This window comes from Pantoea sp. X-Soil-YNGN-785 (genome assembly GCF_059730585.1).
In genome coordinates, this window is the sequence record NZ_AP035942.1 from 774,964 (window position 1) to 799,626 (window position 24,663).

22 protein-coding genes are annotated in these 24,663 nt (G+C 57.0%); 9 read left to right on the top strand and 13 right to left on the bottom strand.

Annotated elements, in window-relative coordinates:
* Positions 1-14: 14 nt before the first annotated feature.
* Positions 15-878, bottom strand: a complete 864-nt coding sequence (speE, locus tag AC6I8E_RS03405) for a polyamine aminopropyltransferase (RefSeq protein ID WP_497824429.1) — start codon at positions 876-878, stop codon at positions 15-17.
* 102 nt (positions 879-980) lie between these two features.
* Positions 981-1,328: a YacC family pilotin-like protein gene (locus tag AC6I8E_RS03410; protein WP_003854673.1), complete on the bottom strand. Its 348-nt coding sequence runs from the start codon at positions 1,326-1,328 to the stop codon at positions 981-983.
* A gap of 181 nt (positions 1,329-1,509) precedes the next feature.
* On the opposite strand from AC6I8E_RS03410, the gene cueO reads away from it, so the two are divergent.
* Positions 1,510-3,105 (top strand): multicopper oxidase CueO, encoded by a 1,596-nt coding sequence (gene cueO / locus AC6I8E_RS03415; protein ID WP_195857337.1) that lies wholly within the window; start codon positions 1,510-1,512, stop codon positions 3,103-3,105.
* On the opposite strand, the gene AC6I8E_RS03420 is transcribed toward cueO, so the two are convergent.
* Entirely contained in the window at positions 3,106-4,389 is a 1,284-nt protein-coding gene (locus tag AC6I8E_RS03420; RefSeq protein WP_013356809.1) for a cystathionine gamma-synthase family protein, read from the bottom strand. It abuts the gene before it with no gap.
* A 235-nt stretch (positions 4,390-4,624) separates the two neighbouring features.
* On the opposite strand from AC6I8E_RS03420, the gene hpt reads away from it, so the two are divergent.
* Positions 4,625-5,161: a hypoxanthine phosphoribosyltransferase gene (hpt, locus tag AC6I8E_RS03425; protein WP_013356810.1), complete on the top strand. Its 537-nt coding sequence runs from the start codon at positions 4,625-4,627 to the stop codon at positions 5,159-5,161.
* Positions 5,162-5,242: 81 nt separating this feature from the next.
* Here hpt and can read toward each other — a convergent pair whose 3' ends face one another.
* A complete protein-coding gene (gene can / locus AC6I8E_RS03430) occupies positions 5,243-5,899 on the bottom strand; it encodes a carbonate dehydratase (RefSeq protein WP_033784496.1) in 657 nt (218 codons plus the stop codon).
* 108 nt (positions 5,900-6,007) lie between these two features.
* Here can and AC6I8E_RS03435 point away from each other — a divergent pair, with 108 nt between their 5' ends.
* From AC6I8E_RS03435 to AC6I8E_RS03445, 3 genes are all read left to right on the top strand, one after another.
* Complete coding sequence (locus AC6I8E_RS03435; protein WP_033731601.1) at positions 6,008-6,937, top strand: ABC transporter ATP-binding protein; 930 nt, start codon at positions 6,008-6,010, stop codon at positions 6,935-6,937.
* On the top strand, positions 6,934-7,704 hold the full coding sequence (locus AC6I8E_RS03440) for an ABC transporter permease (protein ID WP_497824430.1): 771 nt from the start codon (positions 6,934-6,936) through the stop codon (positions 7,702-7,704). Before AC6I8E_RS03435 ends, AC6I8E_RS03440 begins: the two co-directional genes overlap by 4 nt.
* Before the next feature lie 424 nt (positions 7,705-8,128).
* Positions 8,129-9,142 carry an acyltransferase family protein gene (locus AC6I8E_RS03445; RefSeq protein ID WP_013356814.1) on the top strand — a complete coding sequence of 338 codons (1,014 nt, stop codon included), beginning with the start codon at positions 8,129-8,131 and terminating at the stop codon, positions 9,140-9,142.
* A gap of 69 nt (positions 9,143-9,211) precedes the next feature.
* Here the strand turns inward: AC6I8E_RS03445 and panD are convergent, their stop codons facing one another.
* The 9 genes from panD to thpR form a co-directional block, all read right to left on the bottom strand.
* Complete coding sequence (gene panD / locus AC6I8E_RS03450; RefSeq protein ID WP_013356815.1) at positions 9,212-9,592, bottom strand: aspartate 1-decarboxylase; 381 nt, start codon at positions 9,590-9,592, stop codon at positions 9,212-9,214.
* Between the two features lie 47 nt (positions 9,593-9,639).
* Positions 9,640-10,494 (bottom strand): pantoate--beta-alanine ligase, encoded by an 855-nt coding sequence (gene panC, locus AC6I8E_RS03455; RefSeq protein ID WP_497824431.1) that lies wholly within the window; start codon positions 10,492-10,494, stop codon positions 9,640-9,642.
* Positions 10,495-10,509: 15 nt separating this feature from the next.
* The gene (gene panB, locus AC6I8E_RS03460) at positions 10,510-11,304 is read right to left on the bottom strand and encodes a 3-methyl-2-oxobutanoate hydroxymethyltransferase (protein ID WP_013356817.1); all 795 of its coding nucleotides are present in this window, start codon (positions 11,302-11,304) and stop codon (positions 10,510-10,512) included.
* Between the two features lie 83 nt (positions 11,305-11,387).
* Positions 11,388-11,873, bottom strand: a complete 486-nt coding sequence (gene folK / locus AC6I8E_RS03465; RefSeq protein ID WP_497824432.1) for a 2-amino-4-hydroxy-6-hydroxymethyldihydropteridine diphosphokinase — start codon at positions 11,871-11,873, stop codon at positions 11,388-11,390.
* Complete coding sequence (gene pcnB / locus AC6I8E_RS03470) at positions 11,870-13,288, bottom strand: polynucleotide adenylyltransferase PcnB (RefSeq protein ID WP_218832235.1); 1,419 nt, start codon at positions 13,286-13,288, stop codon at positions 11,870-11,872. The genes folK and pcnB overlap by 4 nt, the downstream gene beginning before the upstream one ends.
* 86 nt (positions 13,289-13,374) lie before the next feature.
* The gene (gene gluQRS, locus AC6I8E_RS03475) at positions 13,375-14,253 is read right to left on the bottom strand and encodes a tRNA glutamyl-Q(34) synthetase GluQRS (RefSeq protein WP_370426042.1); all 879 of its coding nucleotides are present in this window, start codon (positions 14,251-14,253) and stop codon (positions 13,375-13,377) included.
* Positions 14,254-14,326: 73 nt separating this feature from the next.
* Entirely contained in the window at positions 14,327-14,782 is a 456-nt protein-coding gene (dksA, locus tag AC6I8E_RS03480; protein ID WP_008925615.1) for an RNA polymerase-binding protein DksA, read from the bottom strand.
* Positions 14,783-15,029: 247 nt separating this feature from the next.
* Positions 15,030-15,734: a DNA/RNA nuclease SfsA gene (gene sfsA, locus AC6I8E_RS03485; RefSeq protein WP_033781911.1), complete on the bottom strand. Its 705-nt coding sequence runs from the start codon at positions 15,732-15,734 to the stop codon at positions 15,030-15,032.
* Entirely contained in the window at positions 15,712-16,269 is a 558-nt protein-coding gene (gene thpR / locus AC6I8E_RS03490) for an RNA 2',3'-cyclic phosphodiesterase (protein WP_107319342.1), read from the bottom strand. The genes sfsA and thpR overlap by 23 nt, the downstream gene beginning before the upstream one ends.
* A 30-nt stretch (positions 16,270-16,299) precedes the next feature.
* Here thpR and hrpB point away from each other — a divergent pair, with 30 nt between their 5' ends.
* The 4 genes from hrpB (at position 16,300) to fhuC (ending at position 24,656) form a co-directional block, all read left to right on the top strand.
* Positions 16,300-18,783 carry an ATP-dependent helicase HrpB gene (gene hrpB / locus AC6I8E_RS03495; RefSeq protein WP_497824433.1) on the top strand — a complete coding sequence of 828 codons (2,484 nt, stop codon included), beginning with the start codon at positions 16,300-16,302 and terminating at the stop codon, positions 18,781-18,783.
* A 98-nt stretch (positions 18,784-18,881) separates the two neighbouring features.
* Positions 18,882-21,416: a bifunctional glycosyl transferase/transpeptidase gene (gene mrcB, locus AC6I8E_RS03500; protein WP_095706176.1), complete on the top strand. Its 2,535-nt coding sequence runs from the start codon at positions 18,882-18,884 to the stop codon at positions 21,414-21,416.
* A 201-nt stretch (positions 21,417-21,617) separates the two neighbouring features.
* Positions 21,618-23,822, top strand: a complete 2,205-nt coding sequence (gene fhuA / locus AC6I8E_RS03505; RefSeq protein WP_497824434.1) for a ferrichrome porin FhuA — start codon at positions 21,618-21,620, stop codon at positions 23,820-23,822.
* 39 nt (positions 23,823-23,861) lie between these two features.
* Positions 23,862-24,656, top strand: coding sequence for a Fe3+-hydroxamate ABC transporter ATP-binding protein FhuC (gene fhuC / locus AC6I8E_RS03510; protein ID WP_312217111.1), 795 nt, complete (start codon positions 23,862-23,864; stop codon positions 24,654-24,656).
* Positions 24,657-24,663 lie beyond the last annotated feature (7 nt).

The window sequence follows — 24,663 nt, forward strand, 5'->3', positions numbered from 1 at the left end:
TTAAAAATGCACTGTCAGCACGCGGCCGATAGCGCATTTAACAGATATTGTGGCAGGGCAAAGCTGCCGGTATGGATCGCTGGTGTGTAGTAACGGCAGGTCAGGCCAGCTACCTCGAAACGCGCCTGCAGGGTGGCGGTATCGAGCTGGCGCAGCGCCGGATTATCACTCGCCCAGGCAAAGGTCATGATGCCGCCGTAATAGGTCGGAATCGCCGCCTGATAGAAACTGACATCCGCAAAGTAATGGCCCAGTTTGCGATGGCTGTTGATGGCCTCATCCTGCTGCAGGAAGCAGACGCCATTCTGCGCCACGAAGATGCCATTTTCATTAAGGGCCGCTTTGCAGCCGGCATAAAATTCGGAGGTAAACAGACTCTCGCCCGGACCAATCGGATCGGTGCAGTCGGAGATGATGACATCGAATTTTTCCTGCGTCTGATTAACGAAGTTAACCCCGTCATCGATCACCAGCGTAAAGCGCGGATCGTCATAGGCGCCTGCGCTGTGGTTCGGCAGATACTGGCGACAAAAGGTCACCACGCCTGCATCGATTTCCACCATGGTAATCTTTTCGATTTCCGGATGACGTGACACTTCACGCAGCATGGCGCCGTCGCCACCGCCGATGATCAGGACGCTCTTCGCCGCGCCGTGCGCCAGCAGCGGAACGTGGGTCATCATTTCATGATAGATAAATTCGTCGCGTTCGGTGGTCTGCACCACGCCGTCCAGCGCCATTACGCGGCCCATCGCGGCATTTTCGAAAATGATTAAATCCTGATGCGCAGTCTTTTCACGGTACAGTTCTTTATCGACCGTGAAATACTGGCCAAAACCGGCATGAAGGGTTTCATACCACGTTTCATTATGGGCCATGGTGCTCTCCTCTGATGACATCGCCATGAAGATGGGCGGCACATGATAGCTAACACTGACCGTGGTTGCACGGTCAATGTCCGGCAGCAGAGGGCAGAGTAATTACCTGACGTAGGCCAGCAGGCTCAGTGAATCGCGGGCCAGTGACTTGCACTTTTTGTCGTTGGTGATGGCGATGCCGCTGAGATCGCGATAGCTGTCTTCACCCAGCGCTTTCATGTTGTAGTTGCTGTAGTTGCTTAAATCCCAGCGGTTCTGCTGAGCAAAAAAGACCAGCGCTTTGCGAATCTGTGCGTCCGGTAAATCCTGATAGCCACAATCATTTTTCAGATAGACGAAAACCGCCGTGAGATCGGCCAGATCTTCCGCTTCGGATTCGCTCAGGGCAAAACTGGTGGAGGAGAAGCCAAGGAGTCCCGTCAGCAGCAGGATCCTGATACTTTGCTTCATAGTCGTTCTCTTCAATGGATATTACTCATGACGTTAGCACAGTTATTCTCAGGTTTTCGATTAATTTGGCGCTGTGAGCCGCTGCACCACCTTTTTTCATCAGATTCTCACGGCTAACACTTGACCTTCCCATAAGGTCAGGGTTTAGGCTGTGCGCTCTGATGCCACAAGGATGATCACCATGCAACGTCGCCACTTCCTGAAACTCACCGCCGCACTGAGTGCAGCCGGAGCCTTACCGCTCTGGAGCCGTTCGCTGATGGCAGCCACCCGTCCGCTGCTGCCGATTCCGTCACTGCTGGAAGCGGATGCCAGGGGCAGCTACAGCCTTACCGCGATGCAGGGCACCACGCAGTGGAACGGCAAAGCCGTGCCGACCTGGGGCTATAACGGCAGCCTGCTGGGACCGGTGCTGAAGTTGCAGAGTGGCAAACCGGTGACGGTGAATATCCATAACCGGCTCAGCGAAGCGACTACCCTGCACTGGCACGGGCTGGAAATCCCCGGCGCGGTAGATGGTGGTCCGCAGGCCGTGATTGCGCCTGGTGCTTCGCGTCAGGTCTCTTTTACCCCTGACCAGCCCGCTGCAACCTGCTGGTATCACCCGCATCTGCATGGCAAAACCGGGCATCAGGTCGCACAGGGACTCGCAGGACTGATTCTGCTGGAAGACAAGGAGAGCGGCACGCTGCGCCTGCCCACGCAGTGGGGCGTGGATGATGTGCCACTGATTTTCCAGGATAAACAGCTGACCAAAGATGGGCGCCTTATCGATTATCAGCTCGACGTGATGCGCGCGGCCGTGGGCTGGTTTGGCGACATGATGCTCACCAACGGCGTGCAGTATCCGCAGCATGCGGTGCCGCGCGGCTGGCTGCGTCTGCGTCTGCTGAACGGCTGTAATGCCCGTTCGCTGCACGTTGCCGCCAGTGATAAACGTCCTCTTTATGTGATCGCCAGCGACGGTGGCCTGCTGGCTGAGCCGGTGAAGCTCGACACACTGCCGATCCTGCCGGGCGAGCGTTTTGAGGTGATGATCGATACTTCTGACGGTAAAGCGTTTGATCTGGTGACCCTGCCGACGGATCAGATGGGCATGACGCTGCCGCCGTTTGACCAGCCGCTGCCGCTGGTACAGATCCTGCCGCTGCGGGTGATGGCCAGCGCCACACTGCCGGATAAGCTGGCAACGCTGCCTGCGCTACCCGCCACCGACGGACTGACGACACGCTGGCTGCAGCTGATGATGGACCCGCAGCTGGACCAGCAGGGAATGCAGGCATTAATGCAGCGCTACGGCAAGAAAGCGATGGGCAAGGGCGGTCATCATTCGATGCCGGAGAAAACGGCTGACGAGCCGATGCCGCCAATGGAAAACATGGAAGGGATGGATCACAGCATGCACGGCATGGCGAAGCCCGCCGTTTACGATTTCCGCAACGGCAATAAGATCAACGGCCAGGCCTTTGATATGACGAAGCCGTCATTTGCGGTGAAGCTGGGTGATTATGAGAAGTGGACGATTTCAGGGGAAGGTGACGCCATGCTGCATCCGTTCCATATTCACGGCACTCAGTTCCGCATTCTCTCCGAGAACGGCAAACCGCCCGCCCCGCATCGGCAGGGCTGGAAAGATATGGTGAATGTCGACGGCTGGCGCAGTGAAGTGCTGGTGCGCTTCAACTATGTCGCCGCCGCCGAACACGCTTACATGGCCCACTGTCATCTGCTGGAGCATGAAGACACCGGCATGATGCTGGGCTTTACAGTGAGCTGATTACGCCTGATCGAGCGCCAGCCTGATGTCTTCAATCAGGTCACCGGCGTTCTCGATGCCAATCGACAGCCGCACCGTGGCGTCCGTGATACCAATACGCTGACGCACCGCCTGCGGCACGCCGGAGTGGGTGGTGCTGCCAGGATGGCTGGCCAGCGACTCGGTGCCGCCCAGGCTCACCGCCTGTTTAAACAGCGACAGCGCATTGAGAAAACGGAACGCAGCAGGCTGATCGCCGACGATATCAAACGAGAAGGTCGAACCTGCGCCGCTGCACTGTTCGCGATACGTTTTCCCTTCGGCGCTCTCCGCATCCAGATAGGGCAGCCAGTGCAGCTTCGCCACTTTCGGGTGATCGCGCAGAAACGCCGCGACCGCTTCTGCATTGTGAAAGGCTTTCTCCATCCGCAACGATAATGTTTCCAGTGAGCGGCTGAGCATCCAGCTTGAGTGCGGATCCAGCTGCGTACCGATGGCGCTGCGCAGGGCGCGTACTTTCGCCATCAGCGCCTTACTGCCCATCGCCGCGCCCGCAATCAGGTCAGAGTGACCGCCCACATATTTGGTCAGCGAGTAGAGCGAGAGATCCGCGCCCAGCGTCAGCGGCTGCTGGAACAGCGGGCCGAGCAGGGTGTTATCACAGGCGATAATTGGTCGTGAACCCTGCTGCTGGTCAATCTCATCGGCGATGCGCGCCATCAGGCGGATATTGACCAGGCTGTTGGTGGGATTTGCGGGTGTTTCAATCAGGATCACCGCCACCCGGCCCTGGGCCATCGCCTGCTGAGCGGCTTCACGCACTTTGACTTCATCATTCCCGTCGCTGAAACCAACCGCTTTAATATCCAGATTGTGCAGCGTTTTGCTGAGCAGCGTTTCGGTGCCGCCATACAGGGGCTGCGAGTGCAGGATCACCTCGCCCGGACGGGCAAACGTCAGCAGGGCCGTGGAGATGGCGGCCATACCGGAAGAGAAGAGCGAACAGCTCTCCGCCTGCTCATAAACCGCCAGCCGGTCTTCAACAATTTCGCTGTTAGGATGGTTAAAGCGGGAGTAGACCAGCCCACCCGATTTACCTTCCGGCGGCTCACGACGACCTGAGACATAATCAAAGAAGTCCCGTCCCTCTTCGGCGCTGTTAAAAACAAAGGTTGAAGTCAGAAACACCGGCGGCTTCACCGCACCTTCAGAGAGGCGGGGATCATAGCCATAGTTCAGCATCTGGGTTTCAGGGTGCAGCGGCCTGTCGCCGATATGCGTCTTTTTGCTTGATGATGAAGTCATTGTAATCTCCGGCCAGCGGCGCGAGTAGGGTAACGATCTGTTGGATAAAGGCTACCACGCAGCGAATCATGCTGGTAAATGCCAGAATGTTCTAAGGTAATGCGCATTTCAGCCAGCCGCCGGCAGCAGGGAATAATTTTCACGACGTAATCGTTTGCTCAGGAGCCGGCAGAGTCCTCATAGCTGCGTCTGTGGTAGACTTCGGGGCTTTTCTGACGTAACCGGGCTGAACGCAATGAAACACACTGTTGAAGTGATGATCCCTGAAGAGGCAATCGCCACGCGCATCGCTGAACTGGGCAAAGAGATTAACGAGCACTACCGCGACAGCGGCAGCGATATGGTGCTGGTGGGGCTGCTGCGCGGCTCATTCATGTTCATGGCTGATCTCTGTCGCGCCATTGATGTGCCGCATGAAGTCGACTTTATGACGGCGTCCAGTTACGGTAGCGGCATGTCCAGCACGCGTGATGTGAAAATCCTGAAAGATCTGGATGAAGACATTCGTGGCAAGGATGTGCTGATCGTCGAAGATATCATCGACTCCGGCAACACCCTGAGCAAAGTGCGTGAGATTCTGCAGCTGCGTCAGCCAAAATCACTGGCGATCTGTACCCTGCTGGATAAGCCAGAGCGCCGTGAAGTTGAAGTCAATGTCGAGTATGTCGGCTTTGCCATTCCGGATGAGTTCGTGGTGGGCTTTGGTATCGACTACGCTCAGCACTATCGCCATCTGCCTTACATCGGCAAAGTGGTGCCGCTGGAATCCTGATACTGCTCTGACCGCACATTCTTCCAAGGCCTGCACCCGATGCCTGGTGTAGGCTATGTCGCGCTTTACGCCGCGATCGGCTCAGGCCTCGCCGTTCATCTGCAGATTAGCAATGCCGTGACGATAGCGCTGTTCAAGGATCTCCCGGCTGTTTGCCGTGACATCCAGGTTACGCAGACAGCCATCCTGAATCCCGTAAACCCAGCCGTGCAGGGAGACATCCTTGCCACGTTTCCAGGCTGACTGCAGGACGGTCGAGTGCCCCAGGTTATAGACCTGTTCAATAACGTTGATTTCGCACAGCTTGTCCAGGCGCTTATCCGGCGGGAGTTCCCCCAGCAACACGCTATGCTTGTACCAGAGGTCGCGGATGTGCAGCAGCCAGTTGTCGATTAACCCCAGCTCCGGGTTATCCATCGCCGCCTGCACGCCGCCGCAGCCGTAGTGGCCGCATACGATAACGTGTTCCACTTCCAGCACTTCGATAGCGTACTGCACCACGGACAGACAGTTCAGATCGGTGTGGATAACCAGATTGGCAACGTTGCGGTGAACGAAGAGCTCGCCCGGTTCCAGTCCGGTCAGGCGCTCGGCAGGGACTCGGCTGTCAGAGCAGCCAATCCACAGGAAGCGCGGTTTTTGTGCCTGGGCGAGCCGCTCAAAAAAGCTGGGATCTTCTTCAACCAGCAGTTTTGACCATTCGCGGTTGTTTCTGATCAGGGTATTGATGTCTGTCATGGCGTTGAGCGACCGGTTACTGCGCAAAGTGCGCGCGCGTACTATATGCCAGGGCCTGATAAATTTAAACGGCATTGCAATGCCATCAAAACAGGGTATGGATGCAGAATGACTTATGCACTGGAACTTTCCCGGCTGACCAAGACCTATCCCGGCGGCGTGCAGGCGCTAAAGGGCATCGATCTTAACGTTGAAGCGGGTGATTTTTATGCACTGCTGGGGCCAAACGGTGCCGGTAAATCGACCACCATCGGGATTATCAGTTCGCTGGTCAATAAATCCGAAGGTAGCGTGCGGGTGTTTGGCTACGATTTAGAAAAAGATGTGGTGAATGCCAAGCGCCAGCTCGGCCTGGTGCCGCAGGAGTTTAACTTCAACCCGTTTGAGACGGTGATGCAGATCGTCGTGAATCAGGCGGGTTACTACGGCGTTGAGCGTCGTGAAGCCAATGAGCGTGCGGAAAAATATCTGAAGCAGCTCGACCTGTGGGGAAAACGCAGCGAACGTGCGCGCATGCTCTCCGGCGGGATGAAGCGCCGCCTGATGATCGCCCGAGCACTGATGCACGAGCCAAAACTGCTGATTCTGGATGAGCCGACAGCTGGCGTGGATATCGAACTGCGTCGCTCAATGTGGGTGTTCCTGAAAGATCTCAATGCTAAAGGCACTACCATCATTCTCACCACCCACTATCTGGAAGAAGCTGAGATGCTGTGCCGTAACATCGGCATCATCCAGAGCGGTGAGCTGGTGGAAAACACCTCGATGAAAGAACTGCTGTCCAAGCTCAAATCAGAAACCTTTATCCTGGATCTGGCACCGCGCAGTCCGCTGCCGAAACTGGAGGGCTTCCAATACCGGCTGACCGATACCTCAACGCTGGAAGTGGAAGTGCTGCGTGAGCAGGGCCTTAACAGCGTCTTCAGCCAGCTGAGTGCGCAGGGTGTGCAGGTGCTGAGTATGCGCAATAAAGCCAACCGTCTGGAAGAGCTGTTCGTTGGCCTGACGACTCAGGGAAAAACAGGAGCAAAAGCATGACACATTTGTACTGGGTGGCGCTGAAAAGCATCTGGGCCAAAGAGGTTAACCGTTTCGCCCGTATCTGGATCCAGACGCTGGTGCCGCCGGTCATCACCATGACGCTCTATTTCATCATTTTTGGCAACCTGATCGGGTCGCGCATTGGTGAGATGCACGGCTTCAGCTATATGCAGTTTATTGTGCCGGGATTGATCATGATGGCGGTGATCACCAACGCCTACGCCAACGTGGCATCATCGTTCTTCAGTGCCAAGTTCCAGCGCAACATTGAAGAGCTGCTCGTTGCACCCGTGCCGACCCACATTATCATTGCTGGCTATGTAGGCGGCGGTGTGGCGCGTGGCGTCTGCGTCGGCATTCTGGTGACGGCCATCTCGCTGTTCTTTGTGCCGTTTCATGTGCACTCCTGGTCGATGGTGGCGATCACGCTGCTGCTGACCGCGATTCTGTTTTCACTGGCCGGTCTGCTCAACGCCGTCTTTGCGCGCACCTTTGACGATATCAGCCTGATCCCGACCTTTGTGCTGACGCCACTGACCTATCTGGGCGGCGTATTCTATTCGCTGAGTCTGCTGCCGCCGATCTGGCAGGCTGTCTCTAAACTGAATCCAATCGTTTATATGATTAGCGGATTCCGTTATGGCTTCCTGGGCATTAATGATGTGCCGCTGGTCTTTACGCTCTCGGTACTGATGGCCTTTATTCTGGTGTTCTACTGGCTGGTCTATGCGCTGATTCAGCGCGGACGCGGACTGCGCACCTGACAATACGTTGAATGGTAAGGGCCACGCTGCAATAAGGGCGTGGCTTTTTTTTTGGTGAGTGAAAAACAACCCGAACTACGGTTCTCCCTGGCCTTAAAAACGATGTTAAAATCTGCCTGGTCATTTCTTTTCTGTCTCTGAAGCCGCTCACGGCCTAGCTTTCATCCTTTTTCACAAAAAGTAACCCTAAGTATTATCTGATAATAATCTGTCACCTTTCGCTATCTTAATGATTCTTAACTGTTAAATATTTTTTAAGAATAGGCTTAAAGGCTGGCTGTTGTTTATTTGATTATGAATTATCAAAATACCGCCGGAATAAAGTTATTCCTCTGCTCAGGGATGAACGAGTGGGTTAAGAGTCTTCTTAATAAGCAAAATGGCATCTTAAACAGGGCCAGTTTTTAATCAAAGGCAGGAAAAGATGAATCGTATAACGTGGATCGATAATCTGCGGGGATTGAGTATTCTCGCAATTATTTTTTTGCATAGCACTATTGCCGTACATAATAATGCCGGACATTTTACCGCCTTCAGCAGCCTGTTAAATGAGATGCTGGCACCGGTAAGACTGGGGCTGATGTTCTTTGTTTCGGGTCTGTTTGTCGATGCCGGATTAAGAAAAGGCCTGGGTCCTTTTTTTAATAACAAAGTACGCAGTATTCTCTATCCGTTTGTGGTCTGGGTGGCGGTCTATGGCGGGTTAAAGATCCTGTTCAGCTCAATGGCAAATACGCCGCAGTCACCGATGAATATTATTCTCTCCCACCTGACCGGCGGCGGGGATATGACCTGGTTCCTGCACTCGCTATTTATCTTCTTTATAGTGATTATCTTTGCCCGCCACCTGCCATTCCTGCTGGTGTTTGCTATCTGTATGGCGCTGAGCTGGGCGCTGCCGGCCATCGATCCGGATGGCGTATTTGCCAGCTTCGACAATACGCACATCAACAAATCGCTTTATCTGTTTGTCTTTTTCTACCTGGGCGATTACGTGGTACGTAAGCAGGTGGATATCGCAGAGAAAGTACAGCATGGCCCGACGCTGTTAATCTCAGCGATCAGTTTTGTGCTGCTCTCCTGCCTGAATATCTTTATTCTGGAGCGTCATTCCCAGGCGTTATTATCACCGCTTGCACTCTTATCGGTGCCATTCTTTGTCTGGATTGCGCTGAAGCTGAAATCTGAGCTGGTCTACTACATTGGCGTCAATTCTATCGTCTTCTACCTGTCGCATTATCTGGCGATTCAGTTCTTCAGTAAGATTGTGAAGTTTGAAAGTCCGTCAGCCTGGGTGAATGACCTGAAATTCATTTCGGCGTTTCTGGTGGCGCTGGCGCTGCCATTGACAATATGTCTGATGAGAAAACGCGGCTGGTTTAATTTCCTCTTTACGATGAAAAAGTCATCGAAGCCGATGACAACCAAAGCGGTTTAATTGCAGAAGCAGAAACAAAAAGGGCCGCCCATGTTAATGGCGGCCCTTTTTTATCAGCTGATCGATTAATCAGGCAATTTGTACCGGCAATGCTTTCGCCAGACGCTTCATCTGGTTGTCACCTTCAAAATAGGCGACTTTAGGCTGCCACTGACGCGCGACGGCATCCTCTACCTGCACATAGGAGCAGATAATTAAAATATCGCCTTCGCAGGCGCAGCGGGCAGCCGCACCGTTGACCGAAATAATTTTCGAACCACGCTCAGCCGCGATAGCGTAGGTGGAAAAGCGCTGACCGTTAGTGACGTTATAAATATCGATCGCTTCATATTGCAGAATGCCGGAAGCATCCAGGAAATCCTGATCGATAGCGCAGGAGCCTTCATAATTGAGGTCCGCCTGCGTCACTTTTACGCGGTGCAATTTGCCTTGCAGAACTGTGCGAATCATAGCCAGAAACCTTATCAGAGAAATAAAATAACCTGCAGCGGGCGTACTTACAGCGTCAGGTCAACAGTTTGATTATCAATCAGTCGGGCTTTACCCAGCCAGGCGGCCATCAGCACCACCGCACGCTGGCTGTCCACCGTCAGCGGCTGCAGCGTTTCCGCATCACAGATTGCCAGGCCATCAGGACGCAATCCCTGTGCCAGCAGCGCCTCGCTGGCTGTCTCGATAATCTCTTCAATGTGACGCTCGCCGTTCTCAAGTCGCTGAGCCATCTGATGCATCACCTGGCTCAGCACCGGGGCCAGTTTGCGCTCATCGGATGTCAGGTAGCCGTTGCGTGAACTCAGTGCCAGGCCATCTTTCGCCCGCACGGTTGGCACGCCAACAATCTCAATGTCGAAGCCCATATCAGCCACCATCTTACGAATGATAGCCAGCTGCTGAAAATCCTTTTCACCGAAACAGGCAATATCGGGCTGCACCAGATTAAACAGTTTGCTGACGATGGTTGCCACGCCGCGAAAATGGCCTGGACGCGTTGCCCCTTCCAGCAGGGAAGAGAGCACCGGCACCTCAACAAAGGTCTGATTCTGCACGCCCTGCGGATAGACTTCAGCCGGGGAGGGCGCAAAGACCACGTCAACCTGATGGCGGTTCAGCTTTTCACAATCTTCCTGCAGCGTGCGCGGGTAGCGCGCTAAATCATCGGCGCGATCGAACTGCATCGGATTGACAAAGATCGAGACAATGACGATGTCGCCGCGCGCCCGGGCTTCATCCACCAGCGTCAGATGGCCTTCATGCAGGTTGCCCATGGTCGGCACCAGCGCAATGCGTTTACCCTGCTGGCGCCAGCGACGGACTTCCTGGCGCAGCATCAGCAGCGTTTCAATGATCAACACGGTGACTCTCCTGAATTACTGGAAACTGTGCTCTGCCGCCGGATAGGTTCCGGCCTCGACTTCGGCGATATAGTGGCGAATCGCCGCGCGAACGTCGCCGGTCTCCGCCAGGAAATTTTTGGCAAATTTGGGAATATGACCGCCGGTTACGCCCAGCGCGTCATGCATCACCAGAATCTGACCATCGGTCACGTTACCGGCACCGATGCCGATCACCGGGATGGTAAGCGCCCCGGTGATCCGCTGCGCCAGCGACACCGGCACGCACTCCAGCACCATCAGCTGTGCGCCTGCCGCTTCCAGCGCCAGGGCATCGGCCAGCAGCTGATCGGCACCGGCCTCATCACGGCCCTGCACTTTATAGCCGCCAAAAATATTCACCGACTGCGGGGTCAGCCCAAGATGACCGCACACCGGCACGGCGCGTTCGGTCAGCATCTGTACGGTCTCTGCCAGCCAGCTGCCGCCTTCCAGTTTCACCATATTGGCACCGGCACGCATCAGCTGTGCGGCACTCTCAAAGGTCTGCTCTGGTGTGGCATAACTCATAAAGGGCAGGTCGGCGAGCAGCAGGGCCTGGGGCGCACCACGGCGCACGGCGGCGGTGTGATAGGCGATGTCGCTGACCGTAACCGGCAGGGTGGAGTCGTGCCCCTGCACCGTCATCCCTAAGGAATCACCAACCAGCAGCACCTGAATGCCTTCATCGGCAAACAGGCGGGCAAAACTGAAATCGTAGGCGGTCAGCGTCGCGAATTTTTTACCGCTGGCTTTCGCCTGACGCAGATGTGAAATCGTGGTGGGTTTCATGGCGCTCTCAACTCAGGAATTCTGATGGGCGCAGTTTACTGGATAGCGTGAAAGAGCGGAATCAGAGATGTGCGTTTGTCTGATCAGTCGTGCCACAGCACGATGTTGCTGCTGCCGAGGGTGGCCAGAACGGTGCTGAGTGCGCGGCCATCGGGCAGGCGGGCATCGGGCGCAATCGCCAGCAGGGGCACCAGCATAAAGGCGCGATTCAGCAGGTCGTAGTGCGGCACAATCAGCCGCTCAGTGTTAATAACTGCGTCGCCAAACAGCATGAGATCGATATCCAGCGTGCGCGGTCCCCAGCGTTCTTCCTTGCGTATCCGGCCATGATCCCGCTCAATCTGCTGGGTATGGTCAAGCAGGGCTTCAGCGCTGAGATCGGTTTCCAGCGCCACGGCGGCATTGAGAAAATCGGGCTGATCGGGCGGGCCATAAGGCGGCGTGCGATAGAACGGCGAGGTCGCGATGCGTTGCGTCTGCGGCAACGCATCCAGTGCTGTCAGCGCTGCATCAACCTGATGCAGCGGATCGGCCAGATTACTGCCTAACGCGATGTAAACCCGTGTCATGACACGTTTTGATTGTCACGACGTGGCGCGGAAGAGCGGCGGCGCGGACGGCGCGATTTATTGCGCGGCACCGGATCGTCACCCAGATTATTCAGCATGTTTTTCTGATGCGGCGGCGCAGCGACCTGGAATTCACCCCACCACTGGCTCAGACGCAGCAGTTCCGGATTGTTTTCCACTTCCGCGCGCAGCGCCAGCAGATCGTATGCGGCGCGGAATTTCGGATGCTCCATCAGTTTCCAGGCGCGTTTACCGTGACGGCGCGACATGCGTAACTGCAGCAACCAGATATCGCGGATCAGCGAGGTAATACGTTTTGGAATCGCCAGCGCACGGCAGGCTTCGTCCAGCGTATCGTTCATCGCCATCGCAAAGGCCTCGAAGTAGGTCAGGCCACTCTCCTGCGCAATGCGTTCGGCCGCCTCAAGCTGCGGATACCAGAACATCGCTGCAAACAGGAACGCCGGATTCACGCGCATGTCGTTATGAATGCGGTTGTCGGTGTTTTTCAGCACCTGTGCCAGCATCCGCTCCATGTGGCTGTCACTGTTTTCCGTGAAGTTGCGCGCCAGCGTCGGGAACAGCGGCTGGAACAGCTGATATTCACACAGCTTCAGATACGTGCTGTAGCCATAACCCGCCTGCAACAGCTTCAGGGACTCTTCAAACAGGCGCGCAGGCGGGATATCACGCAGCAGCGAGGCCAGACGGGGAATCGGCTCGGCGGTTTCCGGCGCAATGCTCATATTGAGCTTGGCGGCAAAGCGCGCGACGCGCAGCATGCGCACCGGATCTTCGCGGTAGCGGGTTTCCGGATCGCCAATCAGGCGAATGATGCCCTGTTCGAGATCGCTGATGCCGCCAACGTAGTCGCGCACGCTGAAATCAGCCACGCTGTAGTAGAGGCTGTTGATGGTGAGATCGCGACGCTGGGCATCATCTTCGATAGAGCCGAAGATATTGTCGCGCAGCAGCATGCCGCTCTGGGCGCGCTGCGAACTGTTGCGATCTTCCGCAATCTCTTCAACCTGATGATGACCACGGAAGGTGGCGACTTCGATCACTTCCGGGCCAAACATCACGTGTGCCAGCCGGAAACGGCGACCGACCAGGCGACAGTTGCGGAACAGCTTGCGCATCTGCTCAGGCGTGGCGTTAGTGGTCACGTCGAAATCTTTGGGTTTTTGCCCCAGTAGCAAATCGCGCACGCCACCGCCTACCAGATAGGCTTCATAACCGGCTTTGTTCAGGCGATAGAGCACTTTGAGGGCATTTTCGCTGATGTCTTTACGTGAGATGGTATGGCTTTCACGAGGGATGATGGTCATCAGACGCTCTGGTTCAACCTCTGCTGGGGCTTCCTCTTCATCACGCTTCAGGACTTTCCGGCAAAAATTAGCTACTCGGGTAAAAATGGGACACCTCGACAGTGGCAATTAGGGTGTAGGTAAAATCAGCGGCTAATCATAGCCTGTTGAGAACCGTTTGAGAATGCTGTTGTCTATGCATCCGGTTTCAGGGCGTTCTGTTGCGGCATCAAAGCGATATTCCACTGTGACACCGCGTCAGACAGCAGTTTGTCCTGCGTTAAGTCCTGCCAGCCGCCTGAAACAGGCTGTCCGAGGAAGCGTAATGCCGCTACCAGCAGGGGTCTGGCATCGCCATCGGGCAGCGAAGGCGCATGATTCTGCTTTGATAACTTATTGCCATCGTGATTAAGCGCCAGCGGCAGGTGCAGCCAGGCCGGCACCGGCCAGCCAAACTGCTGATAAAGCGCAATCTGCCGTACCGTCGGCTCAATCAAATCTGCGCCGCGCACCACTTCGGTAATGCCCTGAAAATGGTCATCGACGACCACCGCCAGGTTGTAGGCAAACAGGCCATCGCGACGGTGAATAATAAAATCTTCCTGCGCCAGACGTCTGTCCGCCTCTACGCGCCCGCGTAATCGATCGTCAAAGGCAAAGACCGGCGCATGCTGGCGTAAACGCAGCGCGGCATTCTCTGGTCCGCGTTGCCGTTCACGGCAGTAACCATCATAGAAACCGCCAATCTCCTGAATGCGACGTCGGGGACAGGTGCAGAAATAGCTCTGACGATGCTGCTGCAGCCAGGCCAGTGCGTCACGGTAGGCCTCATGACGTTGCGACTGCCACAGCACCTCGCCATCCCACGTCAAACCGTAGTGTTCCAGCTGATGCAGAATGCGGCTGGCAGCACCCGGCACTTCCCGTGGCGGATCGATATCTTCAATTCTCACCCGCCAGATGCCGTTTTGCGCGCGCGCGCTCAGGTAACTGCTCAGGGCAGCTATCAGCGAGCCAAAATGAAGTTCACCAGAGGGAGAAGGGGCGAAGCGACCAATGCAGGAAGGTGACATAGGGTTCAGAAGTGACCACGCAGCGGACAACACAACGGTTTTTCCACTGCGTGGTAACAGGCTGGACGCGACATTAGCCGGCCATTTGTTTCTCACGAATTTCTGCTAACGTCTTACAGTCGATGCAGAGATCGGCAGTAGGACGTGCTTCGAGACGGCGGATACCAATCTCAACGCCACAGGAATCGCAATAACCGAAGTCGTCGTCTTCGACTTTCTTCAGCGTCTTCTCGATCTTTTTAATCAGTTTACGTTCGCGATCGCGGTTACGCAGCTCCAGGCTGAACTCCTCTTCCTGCGCGGCACGGTCAACCGGGTCCGGGAAGTTAGCGGCTTCATCCTGCATGTGCGATACGGTACGATCGACTTCGTCCCGCAATTGATTACGCCAGGCTTCCAGAATCTTGCGAAAATGGGTCAGCTGCGCGTCGTTCATATACTCTTCGCCAGGCTTAACCTGATAAGGCTCAACGCCAGCGATAGCGAGAATACTCAGGGACGATGTTTTACGGTTTTGACCTTCTTGCATGTTGCTTCTCCTGGATAACACGCACTATACCCTCTGACTTACGTCCCGCAGGGGCGTTACTGCCGGCCTGCATCTGACGTCTGCGGGGTACATCGATCCCCCATTGGGGAAAAAAACAGGCCGCTATAAATAACAGAAGCAGTCAGGGTTGGCAATTCTTCATGAACACACCTTGACAAGCCTGTGAGGAACAGCGTAATTAGCCCTTAGCTCAGAACATTCTTACCACATAAAATTGCAAAAGATATTACAAGGTTACGTTGATCGGCGATTTAAGAAACATTCCCTCTGCCGATAAGTCTGCCTGATACGCTAAAACCTCTACACCTTCCCGTTGCGCCTGAGCCAGTTGTTCTGCATACGCCGCATCAATGTGGCGTGCCGGGGAAACGTCCTCAATCCCCGAGTGCAAAACGGCAAACAACAAAACGGCCCGATGACCCTCTGCCGCCACTGTCGCCAGCTCGCGCAGGTGTTTCTGTCCTCGAATCGTCACCGCATCCGGAAAATAGCCTTTACCATCATGTAAAAGGGTTACGGATTTCACCTCAATATAGCAGTTGCGCCGTGCCTCTGCTTTGAGCAGGAAATCAATTCTGCTTTTTTCACTGCCATATTTCACTTCCGCCTGTCGATGCGAATAACCGGCCAGCGATGGCAGCTGATGCTGGTCCAGCGCTTCAGCCACCAGCTGGTTCGCGCGCAGGGTATTCACGCAAATCCAGTGGCCCTGTTGCGTTTCGGTCAGCTCCCAGCTGTGAGGGTATTTGCGCGTCAGGCTGTCGGACGTGGAATACCAGACTGTATCGCCCGGCGTGGCGCAGCCGGTCATGGCACCGGTGTTGGCGCAATGAATCGTCAGCACTTCGCCTTCTGGCGTCTCGACATCGGCCAGGAAACGTTTGTAACGGGCGATCAGGCGGGCGGATTTAAGGGGCGGAGAGAAGTGCATGCGGATCCTGAGACGTTAATGGCCAGCTGGCCAGCGCGCGGTAGCGGGTGCGGCCCCGGGCATAGTCAGAGGCGAACAGTGAAAAGGTGGAGACGCGAAAACGCCAGTGAAAGCCGCGTGGTGGCAATGCAACCGGCTGGGTGGCCTGGCGTAACAGCGTGATGTGCGGATGAAACGGCTGTGGGCTTTGATAACAGCCATGCCGGGCAGCCTGCGCCCGCAGCAGGCTGGCGAGCTGCAGCAGGCCGCGAGGCGCGCGCTGGCAGCCGAGCCAGACCACGCCGGGACGCGGCCAGTGCCCGGCATCATCCAGGTCGAGATCGAAACCGGGCTGGACGATGCGGGAGGCCAGCGTCTGCAGGCGCAGTGAGGTTTCCGGTGCAACCTCACCCAGAAACGCCAGCGTCAGGTGCAGATTCGCTGCGACCACAGGCGTGCCTGCCTCTGCAGGAAAGGTGTCGGCCCGCCAGCGCACCAGCTGTTGCTGCATTTCGTCAGGCAGGCTGATGGCAAAAAATAAGCGTTGTGTCGCCATGGCGCTCTCCGGCAAATATCACGTGCTACAATGCGCGCCATCTTAGCACAGGCAGAAGCGGAGTTTGCTGTGAGCGATTTACCAGTCAGCGCGGTGCTGCCAGACATCCTGGCGGCGCTGCGTGACGCCTCTCAAATCCTGCTGGCCGCCCCTACCGGCGCGGGCAAATCGACCTGGCTGCCGCTGCAGTTGTTGCAGCAGGCGGCGCTGCCAGGACGCATCATTATGCTGGAGCCACGCCGGCTGGCGGCACGTAATGTGGCGCAGCGGCTGGCGGAGCAGCTCGGCGAACAGCCGGGTGCCACGGTGGGATTCCGGATGCGTGGCGAAAGCTGCGTCGGGCCAGAAACCCGGCTGGAAGTCGTTACCGAAGGGATGCTCACGCGCATGCTTCAGCACGATTCGATGCTGGAGGGCGTGTCGCTGGTGATCCTCGATGAGTTTCACGAGCGCAGCCTGCAGGCCGATCTGGCGCTGGCGCTGCTGCTCGATGTGCAGCAGGGATTACGCGACGACCTTAAAATCATGCTGATGTCCGCCACGCTCGACAATGCCCGGCTGGCGGCGCTGCTGCCGGATGCGCCACTGATCGTCTCAGAAGGGCGCAGCTATCCGGTTGAGCGGCGGTACGCGTCGCTGAATCAGCACGTGCGTTTTGAAGAGGCGGTCGCGCGTGAAGTCGCTCAGCTGCTGCGCGACGAAGCGGGCTCGCTGCTGCTGTTTCTGCCGGGCGTGGCGGAAATTGAACGGGTGAAACGTGAGCTGGAACCACGCATCAGTGACGATGTGGATCTGACACCACTCTATGGCGCACTGCCGCTGGCGGCGCAGCGACGGGCGATCCTGCCCGCCGCCGCCGGACGTCGCAAAGTGGTGCTCGCCACTAATATCGCCGAGACCAGCCTGACCATTGAGGGGATTCGCCTGGTAGTCGACAGTGCGCTGGAGCGCAGCGCCCTGTTTGACGCTCGCAGCGGCGTAACGCGTCTGCAGACGCAGCGCATCAGCCAGGCCTCAATGATTCAGCGCGCAGGTCGCGCCGGGCGACTGATGCCGGGAATCTGTCTGCATCTGCTGCCGCAGGAGCAGGCGTCACGTGCAGCAGCGCAGAGCGAACCGGAAATCGTGAACAGCGATCTCTCGTCGCTGTGGCTGGATCTGCTGCAGTGGGGCTGTACCGGGCCGCAACAGCTGCAGTGGCTGGATCAGCCGCCCGCCAGAAATCTTGAAGCGGCACAACAGCAGCTGACCCGTCTGGGTGCGCTGGACAGCAACGGCATGCTTAACACACTGGGACGGCGTATGGCACAGCTGGGGTGCGATCCGCGGCTTGCTGCTATGCTCTGTGCCGCGGGCGATGAGCCGGATGCGGTCGCCAGCGCCGCGCTGCTGGTGGCGATTCTGGAAGATCCTCCGCGCAGCGGCAGTGCCGATCTGAGGGATGCGCTGCATCGGCCTCAGGCTCAATGGCAGCGGCGGGCGCAGCAGTGGCAGCAGCGACTCAAAATTCTTGGCGGACGGATCGATGAAGATCGCTTCGCGGGCCTGCTGGCGGTGGGGTTTGGCGATCGGCTGGCGCGGCGTCGCGATCAGAGCGGTCGCTATCAATTGGCCAACGGGCTGGGGGCCAGACTCGATGAGCAGGATGGCCTGACGCGCAACGAATGGCTGATTGCACCCGCCCTGTTGCAAAGCAGTGCGACGCCGGATGCCCGGATGCTGCTGGCACTGCCGGTCGACATTGAAACGCTGTACCAGCAGCAGCCCGCACTGATTGAGCGCCGGACTGAAGTGGAATGGGACGAAGAGAAGGGCACGCTGCGTGCGTTCAGACGTGAGCAGATTGGCGCGCTGATCCTGAAGACCCAGCCGATGGCGCGCCCGGAGCCGGACGTTCTGCACGCCGCCATACTGCGCTGGATCGCCGAAAAAGGTCTGTCGGTATTGGGCTGGACGCCGGATGTCGAACAGTTGCGCCTGCGCATCCAGTGTGCGGCACAGTGGCTGCCGGAAGAGAGCTGGCCCGCTATGGACGATCAGACGTTGCTTGAGAGCCTGCCGCAGTGGCTGTTGCCGCAGATGTCAGCGGTACGCGATCTGCGCAGCCTGCAGGCGGTAAACCTGACCACGGCGCTCTTACATTTACTCACATGGTCACAACGTCAGCGGCTGGATAGTGTGCTGCCAACTCATTACACTGTGCCGACCGGAAGCCGGCTGCCGATTCGCTACGATGCGGATAAGCCGCCCGCGCTGGCGGTCAGGATTCAGGAGATGTTTGGCGAAGCGCAGAATCCCACCGTGGCGGAAGGACGTATTCCGCTGGTGCTGGAGCTGCTATCGCCCGCCCAGCGACCGTTGCAGATCACCCGCGATCTGGCGGCGTTCTGGCGCGGTGCCTGGCCGGAGGTCAGGAAAGAGATGAAGGGACGCTATCCGAAACACCTCTGGCCAGAGGATCCGGCCACCGCTTTGCCAACAAGGCGAACCAAAAAAATGTCCCCGCAGGGTTGAGTCCGCTGGATCGAATTCAGAGGGTTCTGCCATGCGGCACGCGAGAAAGCAGTTAGAGTAGCGGCGCTGCCGTAAGCACTGCCTGGAGAAGAAAAGTAATGTCTGGGAACGATCGCGAACCAATAGGGCGCAAAGGTAAACCGTTGCCGCCGCGCAGCAGTGCGGGCCGGGGACGACGCAGGGATATCGAACAGGATATCGATCAGGACGATTTTAATGATGACGAGGAGGAAGCGCCGGTGCCACGTAAAGGTAAAGGTGGAAAACCGCCGCGCGGCAAACGCCGTTGGCTGGGATGGATAATTAAACTGTTCCTGGTGTTTGTGGTGGTTATGGCCGCGTGGGGCATCTACCTCGACTCGGAAATTCGCAGTCGTATTGACGGTAAGGTGTGGCAACTGCCCGCCACCGTCTATGGCCGCATGGTCAGCCTGGAACCGGGCATGGCCTACAACAAAAGTGAAATGGTGGCGCTGCTGGAAGGGACTCAGTATCGCGAAGTCTCCCGTATCACCCGCCCCGGCGAGTTTTCGGTGAAGGGCAACACCATTGATCTGCTGCGTCGCCCGTTTGATTTCCCCGACAGTAAAGAGGGGCAGATCCACGCGCGTATGAGCTTCACGAAAGATGAGCTGAGCGAGATTAAAAACCTCGAGACCGGCCGTGATTTTGGCTTTTTCCGCCTCGATCCGCGCCTGATCACCATGCTGCAGTCGCCGAATGGTGAACAGCGACTCTTCGTGCCGCGCACCGGTTTCCCGGATCTGCTGGTCGATACGCTGATCGCCACTGAAGATCGCCATTTCTATGAGCATGATGGTATCAGCCCGTACTCCATTGGTCGCGCTTTCCTGGCGAACATCACGGCAGGAAAAGCGGTGCAGGGCGGCAGTACGCTGACGCAGCAGCTGGTGAAGAACCTGTTCCTGACCAATGAGCGTTCGCTGTGGCGTAAAGCGCGTGAAGCCTATATGGCGGTGATCATGGATGCGCGCTACAGCAAAGATCGCATCCTGGAGCTCTACCTGAACGAGGTCTATCTCGGTCAGGCGGGCAGCGATCAGATCCGCGGTTTCCCGCTGGCGAGCCTCTACTACTTTGGCCGTCCGGTAGATGAACTGAGTCTGGATCAGCAGGCGATGCTGGTTGGCATGGTGAAAGGGGCATCGCTCTATAACCCGTGGCGCAACCCGAAACTGGCGCTGGAACGCCGCAACCTGGTGCTGCGCCTGTTGCAGCAGCAGAAAGTGATCGACCAGGAGCTGTATGACATGCTGTCGGCGCGTCCGCTGGGCGTGCAGCCAAAAGGGGGCGTGATCACGCCGCAGCCTGCCTTTATGCAGATGGTGCGTAACGAGCTTCAGGCGAAACTGGGCGACAAGATTAAAGATCTCTCCGGCGTGAAAATCTTCACCACGCTGGACCCGGTGTCGCAGGATGCAGCTGAAAAAGCGGTGGTTGATGGCATTCCGACGCTGAAAAAACAGCGCGGCCTGAAAGATCTGGAAACCGCGATGGTGGTGGTTGACCGCTTCAGCGGCGAAGTCCGTGCCATGGTCGGCGGGGCCGATCCACAGTACGCCGGTTACAACCGTGCGCTGCAGGCGCGTCGCTCTATCGGTTCACTGGCAAAACCGGCGACCTACCTCACCGCGCTGAGCCAGCCAAACAGCTACCGCCTGAACAGCTGGATCGCCGATGAGCCGATTGCGCTGAAGCAGCCAAATGGCACCATCTGGAAACCGATGAACGACGATCGTCGCTTCAGCGGCAAAGTGATGCTGGTGGATGCGCTGACCAACTCCATGAACGTGCCGACGGTTAACCTCGGTATGACGCTGGGGCTGGATGCGGTAGTCGATACCTGGAACAAGCTGGGCGTGCCGAAAGAGCAGCTGCATCCGGTGCCGGCGATGCTGCTGGGTGCCCTGAACCTGACGCCGGTTGAAGTGGCGCAGGCGTTCCAGTCGATCGCCAGCGGCGGTAACCGCGCGTCACTGTCTGCGGTGCGTTCAGTGATTGCAGAAGATGGCAGCGTGCTCTATCAGAGCTATCCGCAGGCGCAGCGTGTGGAACCGGCGCAGGCGGCTTATCTGACGCTTTACACCATGCAGCAGGTCGCTGACCACGGTACTGCCCGTGCGCTGGGCGCGCGTTTCCCGAATGCCCATCTGGCCGGAAAAACCGGTACCACTAACGATCTGATCGACAGCTGGTTTGCCGGTATTGATGGTAAAGAAGTGGCGATCACCTGGGTGGGCCGTGATAACAACCAGCCGACCAAACTCTATGGTGCCAGTGGTGCGATGCAGCTCTACCGTCGCTACCTCGACAATCAGGCACCGATGCCATTGCAACTGACGCCGCCGGAAGATGTGTCGATGATGAATGTCGATTCGGCCGGTAACTTTGTCTGTGGCACGGGCAGCAGCACCTGGCGTTCTCTGCCGGTGTGGGCGCTGGATCCGAATGCGCTGTGTCAGCAACAGCAGCAGCAGGTTCAGCAGCAGCAACAGCTGTTTGACCAGCAACAGCAGCAACAACAGCCGCAACAGCAACCGGCCCAGCAACCGCAGGAGCAGAAAGACAGCGACGGCGTAGCAGGGTGGATAAAAGATATGTTTGGCAAATAAATCAGTCAGACAGGTTAAAAAGGGCGCTTCGGCGCCCTTTTTTTGTTTGTGATCAATACGGGTAAATGGCCCTGCAAACGGCGTCACTACTGGGATTTCTGCTTGCAGTGTCCGCGGCAGTTCGCATATTATCTAATCCGTTATAATAATCATTATCGTTTCGATTCGCTCGCCTGAGCCTATTTTAAGAGACACCTTTTTATGAATGCGCGAACGACTTTTGCAGACAACACCAAAAAAACATTTTCCCGGCCGCTTCTGGGCGTCATGATCTCACTGAGCCTGAGCTCCTCGCTTTACGCCGCGCAGCCAGAGACCATGGTGGTCTCGGCGGATGGCGGCAGCGGCGTCGAGGCGGAAAGCGCCTGGGGGCCGGCACCGACGGTGGCAGCAAAACACAGCGCCACCGGCACCAAAACCGATACCCCGATTGAAAAAAACCCGCAGTCTGTCTCCGTGGTTACCCGCGAAGAGATGGAAATGCGCAACGTGACCAGCGTGAAAGGGGCGTTTAACTATACGCCTGGCGTGCTGACCGGTAACCGTGGCAGCTCAGATGTGATTGATGCGCTTTCGATTCGCGGCTTCAGCGAAACCAATACCAACCAGTATCTGGATGGCCTGAAACTGCAGGGAGATAACTACTCTGAGTTTGCCATCGATCCCTACTTCCTGGAGCGCGCTGAACTGCTGCGCGGTCCGGTCTCTGTGCTCTATGGTAAAAGCAATCCGGGCGGTGTCGTCTCACTGGTGAGCAAGCGTCCCACCCAGGAAACCCTGCGCGAAGTGCAGTTCCAGATGGGCAATGACAATCTCTTCTCGACCGGCTTTGACTTTGGGGGTGCGCTGGATGATAACGGCGTCTACAGCTATCGCCTGACCGGTCAGGCGCGCAGTCAGGATGCGCAGCAGTCGATGAACAAAGAGAAGCGCTACACCATTGCCCCGTCATTCAGCTGGCGTCCCGACGATCGCACCCGCATTGATCTGCTGACCTATTTCCAGAACGAGCCAGAAACCGGCTATTACGGCTGGCTGCCGCGTCAGGGCACCGTGGTGCCGATCACTCGTGCCGATGGCAGCCAGTACAAACTGCCGACCGACTTCGACGAAGGTGAGCAGAGCAATAAGATTTCGCGCACCACCAAAATGGTGGGCTATAACGCCGAGCACAGCCTCAACGACACCTGGACGCTGCGCCAGAACCTGCGTTACGCCGACCTGCGCACCGATTACCGCAGTATCTATGGCAATGGTTTCAATACAGCAACCCAGGAGATTACCCGTGGTTCAGCGGTCTCCAGCGAGAAGCTGAATCAGTTTGCCGTGGATACTCAGGCACAGGCGAAGTTTGCTACCGGCCAGGTCGATCATACGCTGCTGTTAGGCGTGGACTTCCAGCGTACGCGTAATGATATCGACGCACAGTTTGGCTCGGCCTCCAGCCTGAATGCGGTTAACCCGCAATATGGCGATGATAGCGTGACGCCATATGGCCCTTATCAGCATCTCAACAAGCAGCGTCAGACCGGCCTCTATGCGCAGGATCAGATGGAATGGAACCGCTGGGTGCTGACGCTGGGTGGCCGCTACGACTACGCCATGAACTCCGTTTACGATCGGGTGGCAGACAGTGTTGATCGCCAGAACGATCAGGCCTTTACCTGGCGTGGTGGTCTGAACTATGTGTTTGATAACGGCATCGCGCCTTATTTCAGCTACAGCGAAGCCTTTATTCCTAATGCGGGTTCAACCTATGAGGGGCAGGCATTTGATCCGTCACGCGCTAAGCAGTATGAAGCGGGCGTGAAATATGTACCGAAAGATCGTCCGGTGGTGCTTACCGCAGCGCTTTATCAGCTGACCAAAACCAAAAACCTGACTGCCGATCCGGATACGGCTAATCATCCGTTTGCCAGCGTCCAGAGCGGTGAAATCCGGTCGCGCGGCGTAGAGCTGGAAGCCAAAGCGGCGCTGAATGCCAACGTTAACCTGACGGCATCCTACACCTACACCGATGCGGAATACACCGAAGACACCCAGCTTAAAGGCAAAACACCGGTGCAGGTGCCGAAGCATATGGCTTCACTCTGGAGCGACTACACCTTCCACGAAACCGCCTTATCGGGTGTGACAGTGGGCGCAGGTGTGCGTTATGTCGGCGAAAGCCAGGGGCTTTACAGCACCGGCACGGAGCAGAACCAGAACTTTAAGGTAGCCGGTTACACCACGGTGGATGCGGCGCTGAAGTATGATCTGGGTCGTTTCGGTCTGCCAGGTTCGACGGTAGGCGTCAACGTTAACAATCTGTTCAACCGCGAGTATGTCGCCAGTTGCTATCGTGAATACGCCTGCTACTGGGGTGCGGAACGCCAGATTGTCGGCACCGCGACCTTCAGATTCTGATTTAACCGGGCGCTCCGGCGCCCGTTCACAGGGATAATCATGCCGCATCCGCACGCAGAAGAGGCAACCTTCAGGCTGGAGAATGCCAGTTTCGAGGTGCTTGGCCGCACTCTCCTCCAGCCCCTGTCGCTGACTTTTCCACCGGGTAAAATGACCGCGCTGATTGGTCACAACGGCTCGGGCAAATCGACGCTGCTGAAAATGCTGGGTCGTCATCATGCGGCCAGCAGCGGAGAGGTTTTGCTGAATCAGCAGCCGGTCGGGCGATGGAACAGTAAAGCCTTTGCCCGCGAGGTGGCCTATCTGCCGCAGCAATTACCGGCAGCCGAAGGGATGACGGTGCGTGAGCTGGTGGCGATTGGCCGCTATCCCTGGCACGGGGCGCTGGGGCGCTTTGGTCAGGAGGATCGCGATAGGGTGGAGGATGCCATTACGCAGGTCGGGCTAAAGCCCTTTGCCGGTCGGCTGGTGGACAGTCTGTCAGGCGGTGAGCGTCAGCGCGCCTGGCTGGCGATGATGGTGGCGCAGAACAGCCGCTGTCTGCTGCTGGATGAACCGACCTCGGCGCTGGATATTGCCCATCAGGTTGAGGTACTGGCGCTGATCAAAGATCTGAGCCAGCAGCGCGGCCTGACAGTGATTGCGGTGCTGCACGATATCAATATGGCGGCACGCTACTGCGATCATCTGGTGGCGCTGCGTCAGGGCGCGATGATTGCCGAAGGTGACGCCGGAGCGATTATGCAGCCTGAGGTACTGGGTGCAATTTATGGCATTCCAATGGGCATTTTACCGCACCCGCAGGGCGGCGCGCCGGTTAGTTTTGTCTGTTAAGGAAAGG